The organism is Algirhabdus cladophorae (genome assembly GCF_044772865.1).
GTDB classification, from domain to species: domain Bacteria; phylum Pseudomonadota; class Alphaproteobacteria; order Rhodobacterales; family Rhodobacteraceae; genus Algirhabdus; species Algirhabdus cladophorae.
Genome location: NZ_CP173029.1, coordinates 1,439,747 through 1,464,208 on the forward strand (window position 1 = coordinate 1,439,747; position 24,462 = coordinate 1,464,208).

The 24,462-nt window shown below is 54.4% G+C and carries 21 protein-coding genes and 2 tRNA genes; 15 read left to right on the forward strand and 8 right to left on the reverse strand.

The window, feature by feature from the left end:
* Positions 1-40: 40 nt before the first annotated feature.
* Positions 41-1,249, reverse strand: a complete 1,209-nt coding sequence (locus tag ACIRQ6_RS06980; RefSeq protein ID WP_420863410.1) for an NADP-dependent isocitrate dehydrogenase — start codon at positions 1,247-1,249, stop codon at positions 41-43.
* Between the two features lie 179 nt (positions 1,250-1,428).
* On the opposite strand from ACIRQ6_RS06980, the gene ACIRQ6_RS06985 reads away from it, so the two are divergent.
* On the forward strand, positions 1,429-1,740 hold the full coding sequence (locus tag ACIRQ6_RS06985) for a hypothetical protein (RefSeq protein ID WP_420863411.1): 312 nt from the start codon (positions 1,429-1,431) through the stop codon (positions 1,738-1,740).
* A complete protein-coding gene (locus tag ACIRQ6_RS06990) occupies positions 1,727-3,340 on the forward strand; it encodes a methyl-accepting chemotaxis protein (RefSeq protein WP_420863412.1) in 1,614 nt (537 codons plus the stop codon). The genes ACIRQ6_RS06985 and ACIRQ6_RS06990 overlap by 14 nt, the downstream gene beginning before the upstream one ends.
* Positions 3,341-3,405: 65 nt before the next feature.
* On the opposite strand, the gene ACIRQ6_RS06995 is transcribed toward ACIRQ6_RS06990, so the two are convergent.
* Entirely contained in the window at positions 3,406-3,615 is a 210-nt protein-coding gene (locus ACIRQ6_RS06995; protein ID WP_420863413.1) for a hypothetical protein, read from the reverse strand.
* 5 nt (positions 3,616-3,620) lie between these two features.
* Positions 3,621-4,274: an alpha/beta hydrolase gene (locus ACIRQ6_RS07000; protein ID WP_420863414.1), complete on the reverse strand. Its 654-nt coding sequence runs from the start codon at positions 4,272-4,274 to the stop codon at positions 3,621-3,623.
* Positions 4,275-4,449: 175 nt separating this feature from the next.
* Between ACIRQ6_RS07000 and ACIRQ6_RS07005 the strand changes: the two genes are divergently transcribed.
* The 12 genes from ACIRQ6_RS07005 to ACIRQ6_RS07060 all read left to right on the forward strand — a co-directional run bounded on the left by ACIRQ6_RS07005 (position 4,450) and on the right by ACIRQ6_RS07060 (position 14,073).
* Positions 4,450-4,908, forward strand: coding sequence for an Rrf2 family transcriptional regulator (locus ACIRQ6_RS07005; protein WP_420863415.1), 459 nt, complete (start codon positions 4,450-4,452; stop codon positions 4,906-4,908).
* On the forward strand, positions 4,908-5,951 hold the full coding sequence (locus ACIRQ6_RS07010; protein ID WP_420863416.1) for a cysteine desulfurase family protein: 1,044 nt from the start codon (positions 4,908-4,910) through the stop codon (positions 5,949-5,951). Before ACIRQ6_RS07005 ends, ACIRQ6_RS07010 begins: the two co-directional genes overlap by 1 nt.
* Positions 5,952-5,997: 46 nt before the next feature.
* Positions 5,998-7,506 (forward strand): Fe-S cluster assembly protein SufB, encoded by a 1,509-nt coding sequence (gene sufB / locus ACIRQ6_RS07015; protein WP_420863417.1) that lies wholly within the window; start codon positions 5,998-6,000, stop codon positions 7,504-7,506.
* Entirely contained in the window at positions 7,506-8,393 is an 888-nt protein-coding gene (locus ACIRQ6_RS07020) for an FkbM family methyltransferase (RefSeq protein WP_420863418.1), read from the forward strand. Before sufB ends, ACIRQ6_RS07020 begins: the two co-directional genes overlap by 1 nt.
* A gap of 87 nt (positions 8,394-8,480) precedes the next feature.
* Complete coding sequence (locus tag ACIRQ6_RS07025) at positions 8,481-8,945, forward strand: hypothetical protein (protein ID WP_420863419.1); 465 nt, start codon at positions 8,481-8,483, stop codon at positions 8,943-8,945.
* A 28-nt stretch (positions 8,946-8,973) separates the two neighbouring features.
* Positions 8,974-9,579 (forward strand): hypothetical protein, encoded by a 606-nt coding sequence (locus ACIRQ6_RS07030; protein ID WP_420863420.1) that lies wholly within the window; start codon positions 8,974-8,976, stop codon positions 9,577-9,579.
* Between the two features lie 16 nt (positions 9,580-9,595).
* On the forward strand, positions 9,596-10,351 hold the full coding sequence (gene sufC / locus ACIRQ6_RS07035) for a Fe-S cluster assembly ATPase SufC (protein WP_420863875.1): 756 nt from the start codon (positions 9,596-9,598) through the stop codon (positions 10,349-10,351).
* Positions 10,351-11,640, forward strand: coding sequence for a SufB/SufD family protein (locus ACIRQ6_RS07040; RefSeq protein ID WP_420863421.1), 1,290 nt, complete (start codon positions 10,351-10,353; stop codon positions 11,638-11,640). The genes sufC and ACIRQ6_RS07040 overlap by 1 nt, the downstream gene beginning before the upstream one ends.
* Positions 11,640-12,146: a hypothetical protein gene (locus ACIRQ6_RS07045; protein WP_420863422.1), complete on the forward strand. Its 507-nt coding sequence runs from the start codon at positions 11,640-11,642 to the stop codon at positions 12,144-12,146. The genes ACIRQ6_RS07040 and ACIRQ6_RS07045 overlap by 1 nt, the downstream gene beginning before the upstream one ends.
* Positions 12,143-12,736, forward strand: a complete 594-nt coding sequence (locus tag ACIRQ6_RS07050; protein WP_420863423.1) for a Yip1 family protein — start codon at positions 12,143-12,145, stop codon at positions 12,734-12,736. Before ACIRQ6_RS07045 ends, ACIRQ6_RS07050 begins: the two co-directional genes overlap by 4 nt.
* Positions 12,729-13,949 carry a cysteine desulfurase gene (locus tag ACIRQ6_RS07055; protein WP_420863424.1) on the forward strand — a complete coding sequence of 407 codons (1,221 nt, stop codon included), beginning with the start codon at positions 12,729-12,731 and terminating at the stop codon, positions 13,947-13,949. The genes ACIRQ6_RS07050 and ACIRQ6_RS07055 overlap by 8 nt, the downstream gene beginning before the upstream one ends.
* Before the next feature lie 47 nt (positions 13,950-13,996).
* Positions 13,997-14,073, forward strand: a tRNA-Arg gene (locus tag ACIRQ6_RS07060).
* A gap of 70 nt (positions 14,074-14,143) precedes the next feature.
* Here the strand turns inward: ACIRQ6_RS07060 and ACIRQ6_RS07065 are convergent.
* The 3 genes from ACIRQ6_RS07065 to ACIRQ6_RS07075 are packed head-to-tail and all read right to left on the reverse strand — an operon-like array spanning position 14,144 to position 17,819.
* Positions 14,144-14,926 (reverse strand): FAD binding domain-containing protein, encoded by a 783-nt coding sequence (locus ACIRQ6_RS07065; RefSeq protein WP_420863425.1) that lies wholly within the window; start codon positions 14,924-14,926, stop codon positions 14,144-14,146.
* Between the two features lie 13 nt (positions 14,927-14,939).
* A complete protein-coding gene (locus ACIRQ6_RS07070; RefSeq protein ID WP_420863426.1) occupies positions 14,940-17,309 on the reverse strand; it encodes a xanthine dehydrogenase family protein molybdopterin-binding subunit in 2,370 nt (789 codons plus the stop codon).
* Positions 17,310-17,333: 24 nt separating this feature from the next.
* Positions 17,334-17,819: a (2Fe-2S)-binding protein gene (locus ACIRQ6_RS07075; RefSeq protein ID WP_420863427.1), complete on the reverse strand. Its 486-nt coding sequence runs from the start codon at positions 17,817-17,819 to the stop codon at positions 17,334-17,336.
* A 233-nt stretch (positions 17,820-18,052) separates the two neighbouring features.
* Between ACIRQ6_RS07075 and ACIRQ6_RS07080 the strand changes: the two genes are divergently transcribed.
* Entirely contained in the window at positions 18,053-23,209 is a 5,157-nt protein-coding gene (locus ACIRQ6_RS07080; RefSeq protein WP_420863428.1) for a LamG-like jellyroll fold domain-containing protein, read from the forward strand.
* A 162-nt stretch (positions 23,210-23,371) separates the two neighbouring features.
* On the opposite strand, the gene ACIRQ6_RS07085 is transcribed toward ACIRQ6_RS07080, so the two are convergent.
* Together ACIRQ6_RS07085 and ACIRQ6_RS07090 are read right to left on the reverse strand one after the other, a co-directional pair.
* Positions 23,372-23,446 (reverse strand) — tRNA-Asn (locus ACIRQ6_RS07085).
* 73 nt (positions 23,447-23,519) lie between these two features.
* Positions 23,520-24,431 carry an MBL fold metallo-hydrolase gene (locus ACIRQ6_RS07090; protein ID WP_420863429.1) on the reverse strand — a complete coding sequence of 304 codons (912 nt, stop codon included), beginning with the start codon at positions 24,429-24,431 and terminating at the stop codon, positions 23,520-23,522.
* Between the last annotated feature and the right edge of the window lie 31 nt (positions 24,432-24,462).

The window sequence follows — 24,462 nt, forward strand, 5'->3', positions numbered from 1 at the left end:
GGGCAGGCCTTCTAGTTGCGATGATTTTAGGCAGCTTGCGCTACATTGCGGCGTTCAGGTTTTCATCGATTTTCTCAAGAAACCCTTCCGTGGTCAGCCAACTTTGGTTTGGACCCACCAAAAGTGCCAGATCTTTGGTCATGGATCCGCTTTCCACGGTTTCCACGATGACCCGCTCCAACGTGTTGGCAAATCCCATCAATTCCGCATTGTCGTCCAGCTTGGCGCGGTGTTTCAACCCGCCGGTCCAAGCATAAATCGAGGCAATAGAATTGGTCGAGGTTGCTTCACCTTTTTGATGTTGCCGGTAGTGACGTGTGACAGTGCCGTGGGCCGCCTCCGCTTCGACGATTTTGCCGTCTGGCGTCATCAATTGCGAGGTCATCAGCCCAAGCGAGCCGAACCCTTGGGCCACAGTGTCGGATTGCACGTCGCCATCATAGTTTTTGCAGGCCCAGACAAATTTGCCGGACCATTTCATTGCCGAGGCCACCATATCGTCAATCAATCGGTGTTGATAATAAAGGCCAGCTTCTTTGAACTGCTCCTCAAATTCGGCTTCGTAGATTTCTTGGAAGATATCCTTGAACCGGCCGTCATAGGCCTTGAGGATGGTGTTTTTGGTCGACAGATAAACGGGCCAGCCGATGTTTAGGCCGTAATTGAAAGAGGCGCGAGCGAAATCGATGATGGACTCGTCGAGGTTATACATGCCCATCGCAACGCCGGCAGCAGGGCTATCAAAAACCTCCTTTTCGATCACTGTTCCGTCTTCGCCCACGAATTTCATCGTCAGTTTGCCGGGGCCCGGCATCAGAAAATCAGTGGCTTTGTATTGGTCCCCAAACGCGTGCCGCCCGATCACAATCGGATCGGTCCAACCCGGCACAAGACGGGGCACGTTTTTGCAAATGATCGGCGCGCGAAACACAACGCCGCCCAAGATATTGCGAATTGTCCCATTGGGCGAGCGCCACATCTTTTTGAGACCAAACTCTTCGACACGCTGCTCGTCAGGGGTGATCGTCGCACATTTGACGCCAACGCCGTACTTTTTGATGGCTTCGGCCGCATCGATGGTGATCTGATCGTCTGTCTCATCCCGGACTTCCATGCCAAGGTCATAATATTTCAGATCAATGTCCAAATAGGGCAGGATCAGTTTTTGCTTGATAAAATCCCACATAATGCGGGTCATTTCATCACCGTCTAATTCGACAATTGGGTTTTCGACCTTGATTTTTGACATGGGGAAGGGCCTCCGTTCGGATGTCTGCTGCCTTTGTCTTAGCAAGGCGGGAATGGTCTGGAAAGAAAGCATGCGACTGTATGCAAACAATTTGAATAAAAAGGTCGTTTTTGCGTGGAGGGAGATAACCAAATATCAATTTTGTTGCCCGAGAAGGGGTCCTGAAGAGGACCGCGACCGTGCGATTTTTATGTTTACTTGTTGTTTTTACTGTTAGTTTTGCGGCAGCGCCCGTTGCGTTGATCTTGGTGGCGGAACCGAAACTAGGCAAACCGATTGTTGTCGTGGCAAAACCTTGGGGTATTGCCGCGACAAAAGTGGTCGAAGCTGCGCAAGGCAGCTTCCTATCGCCGCAAGCCACTCGATTAGCGGTTTGGTCGGTGATGCGATCCGAAACTTATGCAACCGACTTGAAAATGAAGGGTGCTTGGCTGGTCTTGGATGGCGCGGCGCTCGCCCAAATTTGCGGAGTAACTGATGCCTCAGTCTAATCTAGATCTGGTATATCGTAGAGTAATTACCGACGTGCAAAACGGGTTGGCGCAAACACTGTGTTTCCTTTTGGCGCCACTGCCGGTCCTGGCGGCCTTTTTGACCGGATTGCCGGTGGTTCCATTCGCACTCGGCTCTGGTGCTTTGGTAGTGGCTTTTTGCGTCTCGGCTGTTCTGTTGGGCCGGTTTAAAGTCTATGTGACAGCGGCCAGTTTGGTCGGATTTTGTATCTTGTTTACCGCCGCATTTACAGGTCATGCGTGGCAGCTGGACAGTCATATGCTGTTTTTTGCCTCAGTGGCGATTATCGCCACCCAGAGCAATATAGCGACGCTTGTCATGGCAGCGGCAATGATTGCAGGGCATCATTTGGTGCTGTCGATTGTCATGCCCAGCCTTGTCTACCCGGGCTTTGAAACGATCGCGGCAGTTGAACGCACGGTATTTCACGGGCTCATTGTAATTTTGGAGACGGCCACCCTTATCTTGGCAGTGCTGCATCGCCAAAAACTCAGCCAGCAAGTTGAAAGTGAAAAATCCAAGGCCTTGGAGGCCGCCATGACCTCACAAAAAGCGCAAGCAGAGGCCGACAAGGCAGCGCAACAATTGATCATCGGAGTGTCGAGTCTTCGGTCAGGCTTGGCAAAACTTGCAAAAGACAATTTGGATTGCAAAATTGAAGACGAGCTAAGTGCCGAGTTCCAGGACCTTGGCAATGATTTCAATTATGTTGTGGATCGTCTCAAAGCGGTCCTGGAAAAAACCACTGATGCGGCGGGAGATTTGCACAGCAATTCCTCGGAGTTGGAACAAGCCACGCACTCATTGACGAATGTCTCAGCACAAAACGACACCAAGATAAAACAATCTACCCATACGGTGGAGCATCTTGTGGCCTCAGCTCAGACCACTGTTGAAGATGCACAGACGGCAGTTGAAAAGGCCAAGTCGGCCCAAAATACAGCCCAACAAGGCGGGGACGTTGTTACCCAAGCCATTGAAGCTATGCAGAAAATTGAACGTTCGTCTTCGGAAATATCCAAAATTATCACTGTCATCGAAGACATTGCGTTCCAAACAAACATGTTGGCCCTGAACGCCGCTGTGGAAGCTGCACGCGCTGGTGAAAGTGGACGCGGGTTTTCTGTTGTGGCCTCTGAGGTCCGCATTCTTGCTCAAAACACTGCCACTGCGGCCAGCAACGTGAATTCCTTGATCAAAAGCAGTACGGTGCATGTGTCTGAGGGGGTCAAACTGGTGGCTGAAACGGGCCAGTCTCTGAGTGGGATCGTCGATGCCTCTTCTGATGCACGCGCTTTAATCGAAAAGATTTACGCGCAGACGTCCATGCAGGCACAGGATCTTACGCAGATGAATTGTGCCGTCGGTGACGTAAACCGCATCAATGCCAAGGGCATGGAAGATCTTTCCGTGGTAACCCAAATGGTGCCAGACCTTGCGGCCACTGCGTTTGAATTGCGTGAGTTAATCAACCGGTTCAATCTGCCTCAGCAGGCCTCGGACTCAAACCATTTTGATGAAGAAACCCATGCTGTGGTTTCGGAAGGCGAGCCCCCCGAAATTCTGCTTCGCGCCTAGGATCTAATGTATGCGGCCTAAGCTGATGACGCTGCCAACAGCCAAGATCCCCTTATGGATCAGGCTTAAGTGATACCATGCTGGGCAAGAACGCTGCGCGCCCGTGCTTCTGCACGACGCACGCGTACAGCTGTCAAAAAGGCCTCTTGCAGTGTTTGCGAGCTGGCCCCCAAAATTTCTGCAATCTGATCAACAACTTGTGTTGAATCTTCTTTTTCAGCTGCGGCCAAAGCTTTGAGCGCCAGTTCGTCTGCAAGATCTTCTGTAAGGCTCATCTGGCTTACCGTGTATTTTCGGTGAGGCGGCGTTTCACGTAGCCGGTGACATTGTCCAGCATGGTATCCATGTGTGGCTCTTCAAAGAAGTGACCTGCGCCATCGATTTCCTGATGGGTGATAGTGATGCCCTTTTGCTCGTGCAGTTTGGACACCAAATTCACCGTGTCTTGGGGTGGGGCTACGCGGTCGTTTGTCCCGTTAATGATCAAACCAGAAGACGGGCAAGGCGCCAGAAAACTGAAATCATACATATTTGCAGGGGGGCTGACCGAGATAAACCCGGTGATTTCCGGACGGCGCATCAGCAATTGCATGCCGATCCAGGCGCCAAACGAAAACCCAGCAACCCAGCAATGTTTTGAATTGTTGTTCATGGATTGCAAATAGTCGAGGGCCGAGGCCGCATCCGATAGCTCGCCAATGCCTTGGTCGTATTCGCCTTGCGAACGTCCCACGCCGCGGAAGTTGAACCGCAAAACTGTAAACCCCATGTTATAAAACGCGTAATGCATGTTATAAACAACGCGGTTGTTCATCGTGCCACCAAACTGCGGATGCGGATGCAACAGAATCGCAATAGGCGCGTCTTTTTCTTTTTGCGGGTGATATCGGCCTTCCAGCCGCCCTTCGGGGCCAGGAAAAATTACTTCGGGCATATTGGTCCCTGTGTTGTTTTTGGTTCTTTTGGCCCAAGCTATTCTTGACGAAATCCCTCAGAGACCTTAGAACTGTTCTAATTCAATACTGCGCCAGGCAGTGAAACGGTCTGGTTTCGTTATGCTGATTGCACGGTTTCGTCAATCCAAATGCAGTTTTACTGGGGGCCACCGAATGAAGCTAAGTACAAAAGGTCGGTATGCGATGGTGGCTTTGGCCGATCTGGCGATCCAAAATGAAGCTACTCTTGTGTCCTTGGGCGAAATTTCCAAGCGCCAAGATATCTCGCTACCCTACCTCGAACAGCTTTTTGTCAAACTGCGCCGGGCAGAACTGGTGAAATCCGTGCGCGGACCGGGGGGCGGCTATCAATTGGCGCGTCCGGCGTCTGAAATCCGAGTGGTGGATATTCTGACAGCAGTCGACGAAACAGTGAGCGCGCTTTACACTGGCGCTGGCGCATCGGGCGGCTCCTCGGGCAGCCGCGCTCAATCTTTGACCAACCGTCTTTGGGAGGGATTGTCGGCTCAGGTCTATGTATTCCTACATCAAACGCGTTTGTCGGATGTGATTTCGAACGATTTGGCTCCTTGTCCGGCGGTACCATCCCTTTTTGAAGTGGTCGACGAATAATGACGCGGGTCTATTTGGATCACAACGCGACTACGGCTTTGGTACCGGCTGCACGGGAGGCCATGCTGAAGGCGATGGACAGTGTGGGCAACCCGTCTTCGGTACATGCCGAAGGCCGCGGGGCCAAACGCATCGTCGAAACAGCCCGCCAACAAATTACGCTAGCCATGGGGGCCAATGGGGCCGATGTGATTTTCACCTCGTCGGCCACAGAAAGTGCGGCCTTGGCTTTGGGCGGGCGGGCACTGGCCTCAGCGCCAATTGAACATGATGCGGTTTTGGCGTGGACGTCGGGTGATTTGCCGGTGACGTCGGATGGTACGGTTGCGGTCAGTGATCCCGCGCAGAGCACGCTACAACTGGCCAATTCAGAAACTGGTGTCGTCCAGGCATTGCCCAACCGACTGGCTCTGTCGGATATGACCCAAGGGTTTGGAAAAATTCCGGTGGCCTTTGATTGGTCGGGTGTCACTGCCGCAATGGTGTCTGCCCATAAAATCGGTGGCCCCAAAGGTGTGGGTGCCTTGGTGATCAAGCAAGGCACGGATGTAGAGGCGCAGATTAAGGGCGGGGGACAGGAAATGGGCCGCCGCTCGGGCACCGAAAATGTGATTGGTATTGCTGGATTTGGGGCGGCTGCGACAGCCGCAACACAGGCGCTGTCTGAGGGCGAGTGGGAAAAAACGGCGCAGTTGCGTGATTTGCTTGAAGAGGGTCTTGAGGCGCTGCCGCACCCCCCTATCTTCTATGGTAAAGGGGCGTCTCGGTTACCTAATACAAGCTGCTTTGTGGCGCGGGGTTGGAAAGGCGAGACGCAAGTGATGCTGATGGATTTGGCGGGCTTTGCTGTTTCGGCTGGATCGGCTTGCTCCAGCGGGAAAGTCAAACCAAGTGGGGTTTTGCGGGCCATGGGGGCGGATGCTTTAGATGCCTCTTGTGCGTTGCGCGTCTCGTTGGGGCCGCGCACCACCAAAGACGAAATTGAACGGTTTGTGGACGCATGGTCACAAGCCTATGAAAAACACCGCCTCAAAGCGGCATGAACACTAGACTACTGAGGCTGCGAGCCCATCGGAAAGGACACCGAAAATGACCGCACTGGACACAGAAGTAAAAGACGGCGTGGATCAGGACACAGTGGATGCTGTGCGCCAGCTTTCGGGCAAGTATAAGTACGGTTGGGAAACCGAGATCGAGATGGAGTATGCGCCAAAAGGTGTGAACCCCGATATCGTGAAACTGATTTCCAGCAAAAACGATGAGCCTGAGTGGATGACCGAATGGCGTCTGGCCGCGTTTCAGCGTTGGGAGAAAATGACCGAGCCGAACTGGGCCATGGTCAGTTACCCAGAGATCGATTTTCAGGACATCTACTATTATGCCCGTCCCAAAAGCATGGAGGTCAAGCCAAAGTCACTGGACGAAGTCGACCCAAAGCTGCTGGCAACCTACGACAAGCTTGGCATTCCGCTAAAGGAACAGGCCCTGCTGGCCGGTGTCGAAGCCCCAGAGGAAGAACGCAAAGTCGCCGTAGATGCGGTGTTTGACAGTGTGTCTGTGGGCACGACCTTCCAAAAGGAATTGAAGGCAGCGGGCGTGATCTTTTGTTCGATTTCCGAGGCGATCCGCGATCATCCTGAGTTGGTCAAAAAGTATTTAGGCACTGTTGTACCAGTGACCGACAACTACTATGCGACTTTGAATTCGGCTGTGTTTTCCGATGGTTCGTTTGTGTATGTGCCCCCCGGTGTGCGCTGCCCGATGGAGCTGAGCACCTATTTCCGCATCAATGCCGAAAATACTGGCCAGTTTGAGCGGACACTGATCATCGCTGACAAGGGCTCGTATGTGTCCTATTTGGAAGGCTGCACAGCGCCCCAGCGTGACACGGCGCAATTGCATGCCGCTGTGGTGGAGATCATCATCGAAGAAGATGCAGAGGTGAAATATTCCACCGTTCAAAACTGGTATCCGGGCGATGAGAACGGCAAGGGCGGCATCTATAACTTTGTGACGAAACGTGCGGATTGCCGCGGGGATCGGGCCAAAGTGATGTGGACACAGGTTGAGACAGGCTCGGCTGTGACATGGAAGTATCCAAGCTGCATTTTGCGTGGCGACGACACACAGGGCGAGTTCTATTCGATCGCCATTGCTAACAACATGCAGCAGGCCGACACTGGTACCAAAATGGTACATTTGGGCAAGAACGCCAAGTCGCGGATCGTGTCTAAAGGGATCAGTGCCGGCAAGGCGCAGAACACCTATCGCGGCCTTGTTTCAATGCATCCAAAGGCCAAGAACGGACGCAATTATACCCAATGCGACAGCCTGTTGATCGGTGACAAATGTGGGGCGCACACAGTGCCCTATATTGAGGTCAAAAATAACTCTTCGCGGGTGGAACACGAGGCGACAACGTCCAAAGTAGATGACGAACAGCTGTTTTATTGCCGCCAACGCGGCATGGACGAAGAAGAAGCTGTGGCGTTGGTTGTGAACGGTTTCTGCAAAGAGGTCTTACAAGCCTTGCCAATGGAGTTTGCCATGGAAGCGCAAGCCTTGGTCGCAATTTCACTGGAAGGATCGGTCGGCTGATGTCGCGCAAGCGGATCATGGCTTTGGCTCGGGGTCTTGAACTGGCCCGCCCCATTCGCATTGTCGATGTGGGGGCCAACCCGTTGTATGATCCGCCTTACAAACCGTTGGTGGCCACGGGTCAGACCGAACTGGTGGGCTTTGAACCTCAGCAGGAGGCCTACAAAGAATTGGTGAAATCAGCGCCGGACAACGCGACCTTTATCAATGCAGCAGTTGGCGCTGATGGGGAAGGGACACTGCATCTTTATAAGTCGTCCGGTATGGGCTCGCTCTTTCCATTGCGCGCGGCGTCTTTGAATTATTTGCGGCGGTTCAAACGGCTTTTGCCGACAGAAACCAAACATCCCGTCACGCTGTCCTCTCTGGATGGTCTTGATCAGGTGCCGCAGATTGATCTGCTCAAGTGTGATGTTCAGGGCGGTGAATTGGATGTCATCAAAGGCGGTGCTGCTAAGTTGTCCAAGGCACAGGCGATCGTAGTCGAACTGCGGTATTACCAGCTTTATGAGGGTGAGCCGACTATGGGCGATCTGGATAACCAGTTGCGCGCACAGGGCTTCAAATTGCACCGTTTCTTGCCCATGGCCAAGGTTGGGTTGCGCTCGAAATACCGCGATCGTCTGCATCCGACACGGGCAAAGTCCCAATTGATCGATGGCGATGCGGTCTACATTCGCTCGCTGGAAGAAATAGACACGTGGTCCGATGAGGCGCTGAAACGTCTGTGTCTGATGGCGGCAGGCGTCTGGTATTCCCACGATATGGTACTGATGTTGCTGGAAGAATTGGAAAACCGTGGCTTGGTAAAACCCAAGTTGGCGCGGCAATATATTTCCAGCCTACCACCCGAGATGCTGGCCCCTGTTTTGGAGGCCGCTCAATGAGACAGGTTTCTGACACATTTCAGCCCTTAAAAGTGCAAACTGATGAAGGACACAACCTACGGGATGTAGGAAAAGGTCTTCTTAGCAATGGCACAGGATCGCAACGCGCAGAATGCGCAAACGTTTCAACAACGGGTTGGTCGAATTCAATCGGGCAAAGCTATGCGCCCCGACGGTGTTCTGGTGTCAGAACGCGAAGTGCAAATGGCTGTGGCCAAAACCAAGCCACCAAAATCCAAAAAGGACGTCGTGTTGATCCCCTTGGCTTTGGGTCTTGGGATTGTCTGCGTGGTAATGGGCGGGTTATTGGGGCCAATGATCAGCGAGTTGCTGTTGCAACGCTGGCCAGACGCCGAGGCATTGCTGCAAGCGCTACCAGCCAAAGTTGTCGTGCCCGTGATATTCGGACTTTTTGCGTGCATTTTGTTCAATCTATCGACCGGCAAACGCCAGATGGCCTTTGCAACCGGGGCCGGGGCCGCGTATTTTGGCAACGGCGCGATGATTGCGGACTTTGGAACGCAAGCGCCGATGTTGGCAGCCCTTCTGTAAACCCAATTTTTGAACAAATGGGTGCCGCATGAAAGATGTGGCCACCCAGATGTTAGAACGCCCGCATTTGACCATGCCAGCCGCCGAGGCCGATTGGTTGCGCAGCGCCTATGAGGCGGCTGACGTTATACTGGAGTATGGCAGCGGCGGCAGCACGGTTATGGCCGGCGAGATGGCTGGAAAAACTGTGTTCAGTGTGGAAAATGACGCAGCATGGGCTGACAAGATGGAGGCATGGTTTGCCGCCCATCCAGCAAAGGCCGACCTGCGTATCGTCCGACAAGACACGGGCAAGACGCGTGAATGGGCAATGCCCGACAACACCAAAAAATGGCGAAAGTTTGCATCCTATCCGCTTGAGGTCTGGACCGAGCCCGATTTCGTGCAGCCAGATGTGGTGTTGGTCGACGGCAGGTTTCGTGCCGGATGCCTATTGGCCTGTCTTTATATGACCGAAAAACCAATCACGGTGTACTTTGACGATTACCGTCGGCGCACCATCTATCACAGTGTCGAAGACTTTGTGAAACCAACTGAAATTCAAGGGCGCATGGCGCGTTTTGACATTGAACCAACGACGATCCCGCGACGGGATCTGCTAACTATCATAAATCTACTGCAAAGGCCTCGCTAGGGTGACAAGGATGAATATGCTGGAAATCAAAGACTTACACGTCAAACTTGAAGAGGAAGACAAGCAAATCCTCAAAGGTGTTAATCTGTCGCTGGAAGCAGGCAAAGTGCATGCGATTATGGGCCCAAACGGGTCGGGTAAATCGACCCTGTCCTACGTTTTGTCCGGCAAAGACGGCTATGAAGTCACCCAAGGGAGTGCATCGCTGCAAGGCGAGGATATCTTGGATCTCGAACCGGAAGAACGCGCCGCAGCCGGTCTGTTTTTGGCGTTTCAATACCCTGTGGAAATCCCGGGCGTCGGCAACATGACATTCTTGCGCACAGCGGTGAACGCCCAACGCAAAGCCCGTGGCGAAGACGAACTGAGTGCTGCTGAGTTTCTCAAAGTGGTGCGGGCCAAGGCTAAGGATCTGAAGATTGACGCAGATATGCTCAAACGCCCTGTAAACGTCGGTTTTTCCGGTGGCGAGAAAAAGCGCAACGAGATCCTGCAAATGGCAATGCTTGAGCCCAAGATGTGTATTCTGGACGAGACCGACTCGGGACTTGACGTGGATGCGATGAAACTTGTCAGCCAAGGGGTAAACGCACTACGTGATGAAGGACGGACGTTCCTTGTGATCACGCACTACCAACGCCTGTTGGACCATATCAAACCGGACGTTGTTCACATCATGGCGGATGGCAAGATCATCAAATCCGGTGGTCCTGAGTTGGCTTTGGAAGTTGAAAACAACGGTTATGCCGGCATTTTGGCAGAGGTTGCGTAATGGGATTGGCTGAGGTCAAGAAAACGGCGCTGGACACACGTCTGGCGGCTTTGGGCACTGTCGAGGCCACGGGATGGTCTGCGGCGGCCCGGAAGGATGCCGGATCGCGTTTGATGCAAATGGGCTTGCCCAGCAAGCGCGACGAATATTGGAAATATACCGATCCGGCGATGCTGGTGGCGGCGCATGCAACGCCTGCGGATGCGCTTGTCTCCGACGAAGCGCCTTTGTTTGACGATATTGACCGGCTTAAGCTGGTGTTCGTTGATGGTGTGTTTGATGCAGCGGCCTCCGATGATCTGGCTGTCGAAGGCGCAACAATCGAGTTGCTGCAGGACTGCTGCGATGCGGACATCCATTGGGTGAAAGATCTTTACGGCGTGTTGGAAACCAACGGGCAAACCCCAGTGGAGCGGCCTTTGGCGGCCTTGAACACGGCCTATGCGACCCAAGGCGTGGTGATCCACGTAACTGGCCAAGTGACCAAGCCGATCAACCTGATTTACCGCCATGTGTCCGACACATCGGACGCGATGATCCATTCGGTGGTCAAAGTGGATGCGGGCGCGTCAGTCACTTTGCTGGAAAATGGCGCTGTGGCGGCGCGGTGTAACACGGTTCTTGAAGTGGATGTCGCGGATACGGGTGTGTTTCATCATGCCCGCGCGCAGGGCCGTGATCATGATCGTCAGGCGGCCACCCATTGTTTTGCTCGTTTGGGCACCGAAAGCACCTTCAAATCGTTCACGTTGACCGTGAATGGTACGATGACCCGCAATGATTGCGTGCTGGAACTGACCGGCGATGATGCGATTGCCCATGTGGCAGGGGCCGCCGTTGGGGATGGGGATAGCTTTCATCACGATGACACGGTGTTCGTGACCCATGATGCGGTCAATTGCGAAAGCCGTCAGGTGTTCAAGAAAGTCCTGCGCAACGGGGCCACAGGCGTGTTCCAAGGCAAGATTTTGGTCAAAGCCGACGCGCAAAAAACAGACGGCTATCAGATCAGCCAGTCTTTGCTGCTGGACGATGATAGTCAGTTTTTGGCCAAGCCAGAGCTGGAAATCTACGCCGATGACGTGGCCTGTTCACACGGCTCGACCTCCGGTGCGATTGACGAGGATGCTTTGTTCTATCTGCGCTCGCGGGGTGTTCCAACTGCTGATGCGCAGGATCTTTTGGTCTTGGCATTTCTGGCCGAAGCGATTGATGAGATCGACAGCGAGGCCGTGGCGGACAACCTGCTCACCCGATTGGAGGGCTGGCTGCAACGCCACCGTTCCTGATGCCAGTCACGACGGATATCGTACAAATGTATCGCCGCCCTCGGGCGGTGGTGCAGCGTCTGTTGTCTATGGGACAACGGGAGGATCGCGCTTTGGCGATCCTGATGGGCGCGTGTTTGGTGACGTTTTTCGCGCAGTTGCCTCGGCTTGCCCGACAAAACCACATTGAGGGCGGCTCATTAGAGCGTGCCATGACTTACGAGTTTCTGGCCTGGATGATGCTGTGGCCGTTGATGTTTTACGGTATCGCTGCCCTTGCGCGGTTGATCGGCAAAGTGATCGGCGGCAAAGGCACTTGGTTTAGCGCCCGGATCACTCTGTTCTGGGCCTTGCTGGCTGCGACACCGATGATGCTGCTCAATGGCTTGGTTGCAGGGTTCATCGGGGCCAGTCCTGCGCTGAACCTTGTGGGGGCACTGTGGGCGATTGCCTTTGTGACCTTTTGGATCGTGGGCTGGCGGGCCGCCGAATGGCCTAATTCTAGCGAACAGGTGTCTGCTAAATGATATCGCAATTTACATTTCTTTTGAACCAAACCCTGCGCGACCCACGTGAGGGGGCCAATACGTTGCTGGCCCTTGGGATCCCGCGTGAGGCGCTTTGGCCTATGGCGATCCTCGTGGTGATCATTGGTGCTTTGATTAGTGGCACTGGTGAAGTTATTTCACCCACGCAGATAGAAGGTATGGAAGGGATTACTGTTCCCAGTCCGTGGATTCTGGCGCTGATCCAGTTTGGCGCCTTGGTTATATCGATCTTTGCATTGTTCTGGATGGGACGTGCGTTGGACGGTCAAGGCAGTTTGGATGAGACGATTTTGCTGATGACTTGGCTGCAGGCCGTGTGGTTGGCAGGGCAAATGGGCGTATTGGTGATTGCCATTGTCATCCCGTCTTTGGCCGTGCTGTTGTTGATCGTCTTTGGCCTTTACATGATCTGGTGCATGATCGTGTTCATCGACGTTTTGCATCGGCTTAATTCCATCGGCAAGGCCGCTATGATGCTGGGCTTGACCGTTGGGGCGATCCTTCTGGGGATGGCCGTTTTTCTGTCGCTCATCGGAGTTGGATCCACAGGAGGGTTCGCAAATGTTTGATGTTAATGCCGTAAGGGCTGACTTTCCGATCCTGTCGCGCACAGTGAATAACAAGCCGTTGGTCTATCTGGACAACGGCGCCTCGGCGCAAAAACCGCAGGTGGTGATCGATGCGATCAACCGCGTCTATTCTAACGAATATGCCAATGTACACCGTGGTTTGCATTACCTCAGCAACATCGCCACGGATCAATACGAGGCAACACGCGGCATCATCGCCAAGTTCTTGGGTGCGGCGTCCGAAGACGATATCGTGATGAATTCAGGCACCACGGAAGGCATCAATATGGTGGCTTACGGGTGGGCGATGCCCCGCATGGAGGCCGGCGACGAGATCGTTCTGTCTGTGATGGAACATCACGCCAACATCGTGCCGTGGCATTTTCTACGCGAACGCCAAGGCGTGAATTTGAAATGGGTAGATGTGGATACTGTGGGTGATCTGGACCCGCAAAAAATCATCGATGCGATTACCCCGCGTACCAAATTGGTCGCAATCACGCATCTTTCCAACGTATTAGGTACCGTTATTGATGTAAAAACCATCATTAAGGCAGCCCATGCCAAGGGCGTGCCTGTGCTGGTTGATGGATCCCAAGCGGCTGTGCACATGCCTGTGGATGTAACGGATCTAGACGCTGATTTTTATGCGATTACGGGTCACAAGCTTTATGGTCCGTCAGGCTCGGGGGCGATTTATGTCAAGCCCGAGCGTATGGCGGAAATGCGTCCGTTCCTCGGTGGTGGCGATATGATCCGCGACGTCACGAAAGAGGCTGTGACCTATAACGACCCGCCGATGAAGTTTGAGGCCGGCACTCCGGGGATCGTGCAGATGATCGGTTTAGGTGTGGCGCTGGAATATATGATGGGTTTAGGGATGGAAAACATCGCGGCCCACGAAAACACACTGCGGGACTATGCGCGCAGTCGGCTGGATGGGTTGAATTGGCTGAATGTGCAGGGCCAGTCTGCGACCAAAGCGGCGATATTTTCTTTCACGCTGAACGGTGCGGCCCATGCCCATGATATTTCAACGGTTTTGGACAAAAAAGGTGTGGCGGTGCGTGCGGGACATCACTGTGCGCAGCCTTTGATGGAACACATGGGGGTTCCGGCCACCTGTCGCGCCAGTTTTGCCATGTATAACACCAAAGCCGAGGTCGATGCATTGGTCGATGCGCTTGAGCTCTGCAACGATCTTTTTGCCTAAACTTGGGCGTTGCAGGGCAGGACGGCTGGCGCTAAGAAGGCGGTCAGGCACCCATAGCTCAGCTGGATAGAGCGCTGCCCTCCGAAGGCAGAGGCCATAGGTTCGAATCCTATTGGGTGCACCATTTCCCCAAAGTCTGGATGCAAAAAGGCCCCATGCATTGCACGGGGCCCTTTGTTTTTTGTGTGGCCAGATCAGGCAGCAGCGGTGACTGCGCGGCCTGTCATGACCTTGACCAAATGGGCGCGATATTCTGGCGAGCCGTGCAAATCAGCGATCAGGTCGTCCGAAGGCACGCTGAGCCCGTCCAAGGCAGAGGCGTCAAAGTTTGCGGTTAAGGCCGCTTCTGCCTCGGTCCAGCGAAAGACGCCGTCGTTTGAGGCCCCGGTAACCGCGACGCGAACGCCATCGGCGTATTTGGCCACAAACACCCCAACCAATGCGAAACGCGATGCCGGTTGGACGAACTTTTGGTAGTTCGACTTTTCCGGTATCGGGAATTTCACGCCAATTACAATCTCGCCTTCGTCCAAAGCTGTTTCAAACATGCCTTGAAAGAAATCATCAGCGGCGATTTCGCGGCTGTTGGTAACGATTGTCGCCGCCGATCCCAAAGCCGCTGCCGGATAACAGGCGGATGGGTCATTGTTGGCAATGGATCCGCCAATAGTGCCCCGACTGCGTACAGCCGGATCGCCGATCTGACCTGCAAGACCTGACAGGCCTGCATAGGTGCCGTCGGCGGCCACATCGGCGTGAACCGTTGCCCCGCCAATATGCAACTGGCCGTTATCATCAACGCAGATCCCCTTCATCTCGGCAATTGCGCTGAGCGAGACCAGTTTTTCCGGGCTGGCGAGCCGGGCTTTGAGGGTGGGAATCAGGGTCTGGCCACCGCCCAAGGCTTGCGCTTCACCACCTAAGGCGGAGGCTGCGTCAGCGATTGTTGTGGGCCGCTCTATGTCAAATGCGTACATGTGCTTTTTCCTTTCAAGCGTTCTGCATGGCTGACCACACGCGGTGCGGGGTCACAGGCATATCGATGTGGGTGACGTTTTTGCCGCCCGATTGCATGGCATCAATCACAGCGTTGACCACCGTAGGCGGTGATCCGATTGCACCAGCCTCGCCGCAGCCTTTGACACCCAGCGGGTTATGGGTGCAGGGGTTGCCTTGACTGTGATCAACCACATAAAACGGCAGATCATCGGCGCGCGGCATGGTGTAATCCATGTAAGACGCGCTGAGCAATTGACCGTTTTCATCATAGGCGGTGTTTTCCAACAGCGCTTGACCGATGCCTTGGCCCAGACCGCCGTGCACCTGACCTGTTACAATCATCGGATTGATAACATTGCCAAAATCATCAACGGCCGTGAACCGATCCACGGTGACTTTGCCAGTGTCCGGGTCCACTTCGACCTCGCAACAATAGGCGCCAGAGGGGTAAGTGAAGTTGGCAGGATCATAAAACGCCGTTTCTTCTAGGCCGGGTTCGATGTTTTCCAGCGGGTATTCATGCGGGATATATGCCTTGAGGGCGACCTCGCCGAAGGTCACTGATTTATCGGTGCCTGCCACTGAAAACACGCCATCCTTCAGCTCGATATCGCTGTCAGAGGCTTCCAACATATGGGCCGCGATCTTTTTGGCTTTGTTAATGATCTTTTCTGTGGCGCGCACAACGGCAGACCCGCAAACCGCCAAGGATCGTGAGCCATAGGTTCCCATCCCAAACGGAATTTTGGAGGTATCGCCGTGGACGATGTCGATGCTGGCCTCGTCGATGCCTAGCATTTCGGCCACCACTTGCGGGAAGGCGGTTTCGTGCCCTTGGCCGTGGCTGTGTGCACCAACCATTACCGACAGGTTGCCCGTTGCGTTGACGCGTACAGTGGCCGCATCATAAAGGCCCACGCGGGATCCCAAGACGCCGACCAGGTTCGATGGTGCGATACCGCAGGCCTCGATATAGGCGTTTACGCCAAAGCCGCGCAGCAGGCCTTTGGCCTCGGAGGCTTGGCGACGTGCAGCAAAGCCCGCCACATCGGCGACCTCTTCCATTTTGTCCATCAGCGCGTCGTAGTTGCCGCTGTCGTATTCAAGACCGGCGGCCGAGGCGAAGGGATATTGATCGGGTTTGACAAAGTTCTGACGGCGCAAGGCAATCGGATCCATACCCAATTCGCGGGCGGCTTTGTCGATGACCCGTTCGATGGAATAGGTGGCCTCAGGACGGCCCGCGCCGCGATAGGCGTCAACGGGCGCTGTGTTGGTGAACACGGCTTTGACGTTCACATACACGTTGGGCACCGTATAGTTGCCTGCCATCAACGTCCCATGCAGGAAGGTGGGTGTGGCGGTCGAGAAGTTTGACAAATACGCGCCCACGTTGGCATGGGTTTCGGTGCGGAAGGCTAGGAAATTGCCCTCTGCATCCAGTGCCAATTCGATCTTGGTCACGTGGTCGCGGCCATGGGCGTCCGTGAGGAAGGCCTCAGTCCGGTCTGCGGTCCATTTGACTGGACGGTTCAACCGTTTGGCTGCGGCCAGTACCAGTGCTTCCTCGCCGTAGTGATAGATCTTTGATCCAAATCCGCCACCCACATCAGGGGCGATCACAGTCAGTTTGTTCTCGGGAATGCCCAGAACAAAGGCCGAAATCAACAGTCGCGTCAGGTGCGGGTTTTGCGACGTTGTGTGCAACGTGTATTCGTCGTTGGCACGGTTATATTGCGCCATGGAACAGCGTGGTTCCATCGCGTTGGGCACCAGTCGGTTGTTGACCAGTTCCAACGTGGTGACGTGATGCGCGCCTTTAATTGCGGCATCAGTGGCCTCGCGGTTGTCTTCGATCCAGCCCCAATCGAAACACTGGTTGGTGCCAATCTCATCATGCACAAAATCGCTGCCAGCGAGGGCTGCTTTCATGTCAATAATGGCGGGCAATTCGTCAATGTCAGCCTCGATCGCCTCGACGGCGTTGCGGGCCTGTTCGACGGTTTCGGCGATCACAGCGGCATAGGCGTCGCCCACATGGCGGACTTTGCCGTGGGCCAGCACCGGGCGCTTGGGTTCTTTCATCGGTTCGCCATCGCGCGAATTGATCAGCCAGCCTGCAGGGTTTCCACCCACTTCGGCAAAGTCTTCACCGGTGAAAATCGCCAACACGCCGGGCATGGCGGCGGCGGCTGTTGTGTCGATGCTTTTGATCACACCATTGGCCACGGTCGAGCGCGCGAATACAGCGGCGGCTTGACCATAGGTGTTAATGTCATCGCTATATTGACCCGAACCGGTCAAAAAACGAACGTCTTCGCGGCGCAGAGTTGCGGCGCCAATTCCACTATCTTTTGGCATTCTGAATCCTCCCTAAAATCTGTCTTATTCGGCGGCGATGGCGCTGACATCCTGTCCGGATGCGGCCATGATTGCCTTGACGATGTTGTGGTAGCCCGTGCAGCGGCAAATATTGCCCTCGAGATACTCTCGCACCTCTGACACGGTTGGTTTTGGATTGTCCTTGAGTAGCGCGGCCGTCGACATCACCATGCCGGGCGTGCAAAATCCGCATTGTAGACCGTGATGGTCTTGAAACGCCTGCTGGATCACATTCAGCGATCCATCTGCATTGGCCTGACCTTCGATGGTTGCGACCTCACTGCCGTCGGCTTCGGCGGCAAACATCGTGCAGGATTTCACGGGTTTGCCGTCAACATGCACAACACAGGCGCCGCACTGACTGGTGTCGCAGCCCACGTGGGTTCCTGTAAGCCGTTGATCTTCGCGCAAGAATTCAACCAGCAGTGTTTGGCCATCAACGTCCGCCGAGACCGGCGCACCGTTGATCGTCATAGAAACTTTAGTCATTGTAATCCTCCCTTTGGTAATATCTTGGCAGGTTTTTGATTTCGATCAAGTCGCTTGGCACAGGAAACGCGTTTGCGCGGTTCAACCCATGGGCCAAATGGGGCGATTGGGCTTAGCTGTCAGATTGGGGTGATCACCCCAGTTGTTTGACGCTACGTTAACCATTAGCCTGCGTCCTAATCTATTCAAACTCACAGCTTGCATTTAATTATTTCGACGAACGGGAGCCGTTTATGACCAGCCAAGTTCTGACGTACCAAAGTAACCTTAACCAGATCAGTGGCGCATTGGCGTCCACGCGCAGTGCCGTGTCCAGCGCCATTAGCGTTTTGGATGTGACCCAAGATGCACTGGAAGCCCTCAAAAAGATCGACACAGACGCAGAAGCGCTTAGGAAAGTGGCCGATGGTTTGGAACTGGCGCTCAAACTGGTGTCAAAGCTGAGCGGTCCCGTTGGCAGCATTACTAAGGGCTTGAAAACTGCGATCAAGAAGGTCGAAGCGCGGGCGGAAGACGTCAAAGAGGCCGCTGGCAAAGCCGACAGCAAGTTCTCGCCGTATCTAAACCTTGTAAAGGCAGAAAAGGCCCTTTTGGAAGGCGAGTTGCTGCTGATTGATCAGTCCATCCGCGAAATTGCGTCGATTGAGGCGGGGCTGGCGGATGCAGTGGATGTGGTCGAAAACACCTATGAGATGGATGATCTTGATCTGTTTTCGGGTGCTATTGCAGGGGCCAACAACACTGTGGCTGGTATCAACGCAGGCTACGTCGATACGATTGCAATCATCAACAAAATTGACAGTGCCAAAGCGGCCGTTAGCTCGGCCCTTGCGGGGGTCAAAGCGCCCGCGCAACTGATCGTCAACGCCATGAACAGCATCAGCACCGTGCTGTCGAAGGTGAATTTCCTCAGTGGTCCCTTGGGTGTGTTGCAAGACGTTTTGGCCCCAGTTGAATGGGCCTTGGACGCCATCGACTTTATCTACAACAACACTGTGGGCCTTGTGGTCAATCCGATCATTGATGCCCTTGGGATTGCTGGTTTGTTTCAAGGGATCCTTGATGCTGTTGGCTTGGGCAATTTACCAAGCCTTAACATCTTTTCCGACTTTGAAGGACCCTTTGACGGGCTGATTAAAAAACTGGACGAAGATGTATTCGATCCTTTGATAGGTTTGATCCAAGACCTTGCTGATGAGGTGATTGGCACGGATCTGTTGGGGGCGGTGAATGGTCCCGCTGATAACAACGGCAATCTTGTGATCGGTGATGATGACAATCCGCCGCCTGAGGACGCTGGCACCGAACTGAATGCGATGGACGGTGAAGATTTGGTTTCCGGCGGTCTGGGGGATGACACGCTGAACGGTGGCCTTGGCGATGATTTGCTGATCGGGGGGCGCGGCGATGATGTGATCGATGGCGGCGAAGGATTTGACGGGGCTGTTTTCTTTGGCGAATTCCGCGATTTCCGGTTTTCCTACGGGACCAATGGGGCGCTGACCGTGTCACAGCGGGACGGAACCGGTGGGAACCAAGGCACAGATCGCTTGCTCAACATCGAGAAAGTGATCTTTACAGACCAAAGCTTTGACATCGAAGACTTCGAAGATTTCTTTACGGCCCAATCCGACGATGGTGAAACGGTTACCGGCAATGAAAACAACAACTACGTCTTCGGGGGGGATGGAGACGACGAGCTATATGGCTTGGCTGGTGACGATTACATCTCGGGCGGCGCAGGATATGATGAGCTTTACGGGGGCGATGGCGACGACACGCTGGATGGTGGTGATGTTGGCGAAGATTATTTCGGTGGCGCAGGCAATGACACCGTCACTTACGCAACCTATGGCTGGGGTGGTCGCAACGATAGGGAAGTCACAGCGTCCCTGTTGAATGATCCCTCGCGCACACCCTTTGGCACCAGCGAAAACTTCGACAGCATTGAGAATATCACCAACGGTGGCGATGCACGAAGCTGGTTTTGGGGGGATAACACCGACAACATTCTCAAAGGCGGCACCTCCCTTGATCGAATAAACGGGTTTGGCGGCGATGACATCATTTTCGGTGGCCAAGGCAAGGATCAATTGGTCGGCGGTGCGGGGAATGACTATGTGGATGGCGGTGAGGGCGAAAACCTCTTTATCGGTGGGACTGGCAACGACACCTATGTTCACCGTGGCAATAACGATCATGAACTGTGGTACGGCGGTGTCCGTGCCTTTGAATGGAGCGATCAGGCCTACAATTGGCGCAGCGTTGAGAATACCGAAATCATAGAGAACTATGATTTTGTCCGCCTCCGCGTCATGGGCTTTCTGGAGCAAGACGTCGCTACACTTCTGCCAGCCAGCGTGACGATCAATATGGGAACCTCAACAGTCCAAAAGTTCAACAGCGCTGGCGCGTCTGTCGGTGAGGACACGTTTACCGGCATTGATACGGTTACGGGCAGCGAAGGGGACGATACCCTGATCGGCGCTTTGATCCCCACCTATCTATATGGCGGTGGGGGCAATGACAGATTTATCGGCCTCGATCGCGACCTCGACGGAAACTACAGTTCCATGGATGGGGATGCTGGGAACGACCTGTTCTACCCCGGGGAAGGCGTCACTCTGGTCACGGGTGGTTTGGGCAATGACACACTTTTCATCAACAACGACGGGTTTGTTAACTTTGAAGCGGATGATGGGCCCAACGGAGGGCAAGGCTTTGACACCATCAACTTCTCTGGCAGCTTGCGGGCATGGGAAAACGTTGATGGCCAGTACAATGACTTCTTTGATTTCCTTGGCTTTAACCCGGGTGACAGCCGCGATCCTATCACGGGTGAATACATCGATGTTGATACCAAATCGACCCGTGGAATCGAACAGATCGTGGGTTCAAAATTTGATGACATCCTGCAAACGGGCCACGATGTTATCCGTCTGCGCGGCGGCGATGGCAACGACCGCCTGACCCTGACCAATCCCTTTGGGGTGTTTAGCCACAGCGCTTATGGTGATGCAGGCGATGACATCCTGTTCGGTGGGGCGGGTCTGGAAACGCTTTACGGCGGCGAGGGAAATGACCAGATTTGGACACTATCACTGGATCTTGCCAATACTTCCGCGCAAGGCGGATTTTACTACGGCGATGCGGGCAACGACACGATCTATGTGACCGAAAAAAACCCCGCTTCCGGGACATTCTCCTTTTTCTTTGGGGGCGATGGGTTCGACACAGTGGACTATACCTATCAGGACGCTGGGGTTGTTGCTTCGCTCACAGATGGCGACCTGACAGGTATCGAACAGCTGCGCGGCACGCGGTTTGGAGATAGCTTTTTAGGCGATGATCTGACCAACGTTTTGATCGGGATGGGCGGCAACGACACCCTGAGGGGCCTTGACGGGAACGACACGATTTACACCGGCTCTGGCAATGACATTGCCGAGGGCGGCGCGGGCAACGACCGTATCTTTGCAGCCGAAGGGTTCAACACGGTTTCGGGTGGAACCGGCACCGATACCCTGTCCTTTGATGCCTACCAAACCGCAGAGGAACGCCAATCGACCCCCGGTTGGACCCCTGAGGAAACCCTTGGCAGCGCGGATGTGGATATGCAGGCGGGGCGCGCCTTCTTCGGGACGGATAATGAAAACGAAAGCGGTTTGGATGAAACCACCTTCACCAGCATTGAGAATATAACGGGTTCTTGGGATGATGATATTTTGCGCGGGGACGGTGGCAACAACGTGATCCTTGGCGGCCTAAGCGACGGCGCAGACTTTATCGAAGGCCGTCACGGCGATGACATTTTGTCCGGTGGTGATGGGGATGATGTGATCCACGGCGACTTTGAGCAACCTCAGCGCGATGTGGATGACGTAGCGGCCATGTCGTTCAACAAAGGCGCTGCGGCGGATCAAGCGGCTGTTCTCGACGGTTACAGTCTGCCCTCTGATGCGGTCACCGTAGAGCTGCTTTTCCGCGCCAATGCAGCCGTAACCCCCAGCTCTTACCAAACCTTCTTTTCCTATGCGGCGGGCAATCCCGTCGATCAAGAAGAGTTCCTTATATTTGGCTACACCGAGCTTTTTGATGGAAGCTTGGGTCTGCGGATCAACGGGACGAATGTGATCAGCGATGTGGCGACAACCTCGCTCTTTGATGGCGAAATTCACCGCTTGTCTGCGACATATGATGCAGGTGCCATTGCGCTTTATGTGGATGGGGAACTGATCGTTTCAGGCAGTACCAGCGCAAGCGGTTTGGCGCAGAATGGGCGCGTTGTGATCGCGCAGGACCAAGACGCTGATGGGATATTCCGCGACAGCAAAACCATGCACGGTGAGGTTGCGGATATCAGGGTTTGGGACGGTGCGCGCGATGCGGCCCAGATCGCTGCGTCCGCATTTGTTGGCGTCCTTGATCCGTCGGAAAATACTGACCTTGTCACCAATTGGATCGTTGATCCCAGTGATCCTTTGACCCTCAAAGATGCGATTGGCACGTCTGATCTGTCCATTGTTGGCGAACCTGATGTTGTCAGCTTTGCCTCTGGCGACGACACGATTGATGGTGGCGAAGGCAATGACCGGCTTTACGGTGATGTCGGCGATGACACAGTCTTTGGCGGTACGGGTGAGGATCACATCGAAGGCGGTGTTGGTAATGATGTCATTCGCGGTGGCCGAGGCGAAGACATGATCAAAGGGGGCCAAGGCAAAGATGCGCTTTACGGGGGCGAAGATAATGACCAGATCCGCGGTGGTAATGGCGCTGACACCATCAAAGGTGGTGAGGGCGATGACGCATTAAAAGGCGGTGCGGGTGACGATGAAATCCTCGGCGGTGAAGGTAACGATATACTCAAAGGCGGGCAGGGCAAGGATGACCTCTTTGGTGAAAATGGCGATGACCAGCTGGAAGGCGGCGAGGGTGCCGATGTTCTGGACGGTGGTCTTGGGCGCGATGTGTTGCATGGTGATGCCGGTGCTGACAGGCTGTCTGGTGGTGGTTTTTCCGATGATCTGAGCGGTGGTTTGGGCAATGACACTTTGGTCGGCAACGCGGGCCGTGACCGGCTTGACGGGGGGCGGGGCAATGATACCCTTACCGGCGGCGACAGCGGTGGGACGGGCGATGGCAAGCAAGACGTGTTCGTCTTTGCCAACACACAAAACGGTGGCGGCGGCACAGATCGTATTACGGACTTTGAAGACGGCACTGACTTGATCGATTTGACACAGGCCGGGGTAGCGGCGTTTGCCGATGTTTTGGGTCTTGCTACACAAGATAATGATGACCTTCGGATAACCTTTAGCGATACCGACACGCTGGTGATTGAAAACATGCAGCTTGCCGACTTTGCGGTTGAGGACGTGGTTTTGTGATGCCCAAACCGACACTTTGTCTCTCTTCTTATGTGATTTGATGTTGGCCAGCAGCGAAGGTTACGCGGCCAAACCGCGCCGCAGGCCTAGCCACATCGTAGAATAGGCATCGGATTGAAACACAAAAGCCTCAGCAATTTCTTGCTAAGGCTTTAGGGTAATTGGCTCCGGCGGTAGGGATCGAACCTACGACCAATTGATTAACAGTCAACTGCTCTACCGCTGAGCTACGCCGGACCATGAACGCCCTATAGCAATAGGCAAAACCGCCGTCCAGAGGCTTTTGGAAAAACTTTTTCTGTGGCGTGGGTTAGTCAATAAGTTGGAATTCGGCCTCTGCGCTTAATGGGCCAACAGAGCGGGCTTTGGTGCGTTGCACAAGGTCGATCAGATGGGCCAACACATTACGTGCGGCCAAGGAATGCAAGTGTTTTGGCGTGTCTTGATAGACTTGGGCCGTGATAGCGCCAACGGTCTTTGGGCCATCTTGCAGGGCTTTGATGATTTCGGCCTCGCGCGTCTGGCGGTGGTCGATTAGCCATTGCAATCGCTCTTGCGGGTTTTCAATTGGCGCGCCGTGACCGGGGTAATAGATCGATGCGGGGTGGTCCTGCAATCGCGCACTGGAGGCCATGAATTGAGTCAAATCCCCATCTGGGGGCGAGACGAGCGACGTGGCCCATCCCATCACATGGTCGCCGCAAAACATCCGTTTGGGATCCGCAAAACACAGATGATTGCCAAAATGTCCCGGTGTCCACAGGGCTTGCAACTGCCAGTCGGATCCGGTGATTATATCCCCATCGGCCACCAATACATCTGGTTTGAAATTCGGATCCGATCCCTCGCCACCGCCGAGGTTTCCCGCTGTTCCCAGCTTTCTCATTATCGCGCTTTGCCCGGCGCCAGAGGGACCAAAGCCGTAGATCTGCGCGCCCGTGTGTTGGGACAGGCGTGCGGCCAGCGGCGAATGGTCCAAATGACTGTGGGTGACCAAAATATGCGAAATCCTTTGCCCGGGTTCCAGTTCAGACAAAATTGCCAAGAAATGGCTTTCGATATCAGGGCCTGGATCGATTACGGCCACGTAATTGCGCCCCAAAAGATAGGTGTTGGTGCCGCGAAACGTCATGGGCGACGGATTTGGGGCCGTCAGGCGACGTAGATCGGTGTCCAAACGGTAAGTGAGGCCAATGTCGGGATTAAAATCCAGTGCGGTCATTCGTGGGTTTCTTCCGATCTTGTGCGGCGCT

Excerpts from the sequence above, each read along its gene's own strand:
- ACIRQ6_RS07020 (WP_420863418.1), top strand. The coding sequence starts at position 7,506 with ATGTCGCGCAAGCGGATCATGGCTTTGGCTCGGGGTCTTGAACTGGCC.
- ACIRQ6_RS06980 (WP_420863410.1), bottom strand. The coding sequence starts at position 1,249 with ATGTCAAAAATCAAGGTCGAAAACCCAATTGTCGAATTAGACGGTGAT.
- sufC (WP_420863875.1), top strand. The coding sequence starts at position 9,596 with ATGCTGGAAATCAAAGACTTACACGTCAAACTTGAAGAGGAAGACAAG.
- ACIRQ6_RS07025 (WP_420863419.1), top strand. The coding sequence starts at position 8,481 with ATGGCACAGGATCGCAACGCGCAGAATGCGCAAACGTTTCAACAACGG.
- ACIRQ6_RS07055 (WP_420863424.1), top strand. The coding sequence starts at position 12,729 with ATGTTTGATGTTAATGCCGTAAGGGCTGACTTTCCGATCCTGTCGCGC.
- ACIRQ6_RS07030 (WP_420863420.1), top strand. The coding sequence starts at position 8,974 with ATGAAAGATGTGGCCACCCAGATGTTAGAACGCCCGCATTTGACCATG.
- ACIRQ6_RS07065 (WP_420863425.1), bottom strand. The coding sequence starts at position 14,926 with ATGTACGCATTTGACATAGAGCGGCCCACAACAATCGCTGACGCAGCC.
- ACIRQ6_RS07045 (WP_420863422.1), top strand. The coding sequence starts at position 11,640 with ATGCCAGTCACGACGGATATCGTACAAATGTATCGCCGCCCTCGGGCG.
- ACIRQ6_RS07075 (WP_420863427.1), bottom strand. The coding sequence starts at position 17,819 with ATGACTAAAGTTTCTATGACGATCAACGGTGCGCCGGTCTCGGCGGAC.
- ACIRQ6_RS07070 (WP_420863426.1), bottom strand. The coding sequence starts at position 17,309 with ATGCCAAAAGATAGTGGAATTGGCGCCGCAACTCTGCGCCGCGAAGAC.
- sufB (WP_420863417.1), top strand. The coding sequence starts at position 5,998 with ATGACCGCACTGGACACAGAAGTAAAAGACGGCGTGGATCAGGACACA.
- ACIRQ6_RS07010 (WP_420863416.1), top strand. The coding sequence starts at position 4,908 with ATGACGCGGGTCTATTTGGATCACAACGCGACTACGGCTTTGGTACCG.
- ACIRQ6_RS07005 (WP_420863415.1), top strand. The coding sequence starts at position 4,450 with ATGAAGCTAAGTACAAAAGGTCGGTATGCGATGGTGGCTTTGGCCGAT.
- ACIRQ6_RS07000 (WP_420863414.1), bottom strand. The coding sequence starts at position 4,274 with ATGCCCGAAGTAATTTTTCCTGGCCCCGAAGGGCGGCTGGAAGGCCGA.
- ACIRQ6_RS06990 (WP_420863412.1), top strand. The coding sequence starts at position 1,727 with ATGCCTCAGTCTAATCTAGATCTGGTATATCGTAGAGTAATTACCGAC.
- ACIRQ6_RS07050 (WP_420863423.1), top strand. The coding sequence starts at position 12,143 with ATGATATCGCAATTTACATTTCTTTTGAACCAAACCCTGCGCGACCCA.
- ACIRQ6_RS07080 (WP_420863428.1), top strand. The coding sequence starts at position 18,053 with ATGACCAGCCAAGTTCTGACGTACCAAAGTAACCTTAACCAGATCAGT.
- ACIRQ6_RS07090 (WP_420863429.1), bottom strand. The coding sequence starts at position 24,431 with ATGACCGCACTGGATTTTAATCCCGACATTGGCCTCACTTACCGTTTG.
- ACIRQ6_RS06995 (WP_420863413.1), bottom strand. The coding sequence starts at position 3,615 with ATGAGCCTTACAGAAGATCTTGCAGACGAACTGGCGCTCAAAGCTTTG.
- ACIRQ6_RS07040 (WP_420863421.1), top strand. The coding sequence starts at position 10,351 with ATGGGATTGGCTGAGGTCAAGAAAACGGCGCTGGACACACGTCTGGCG.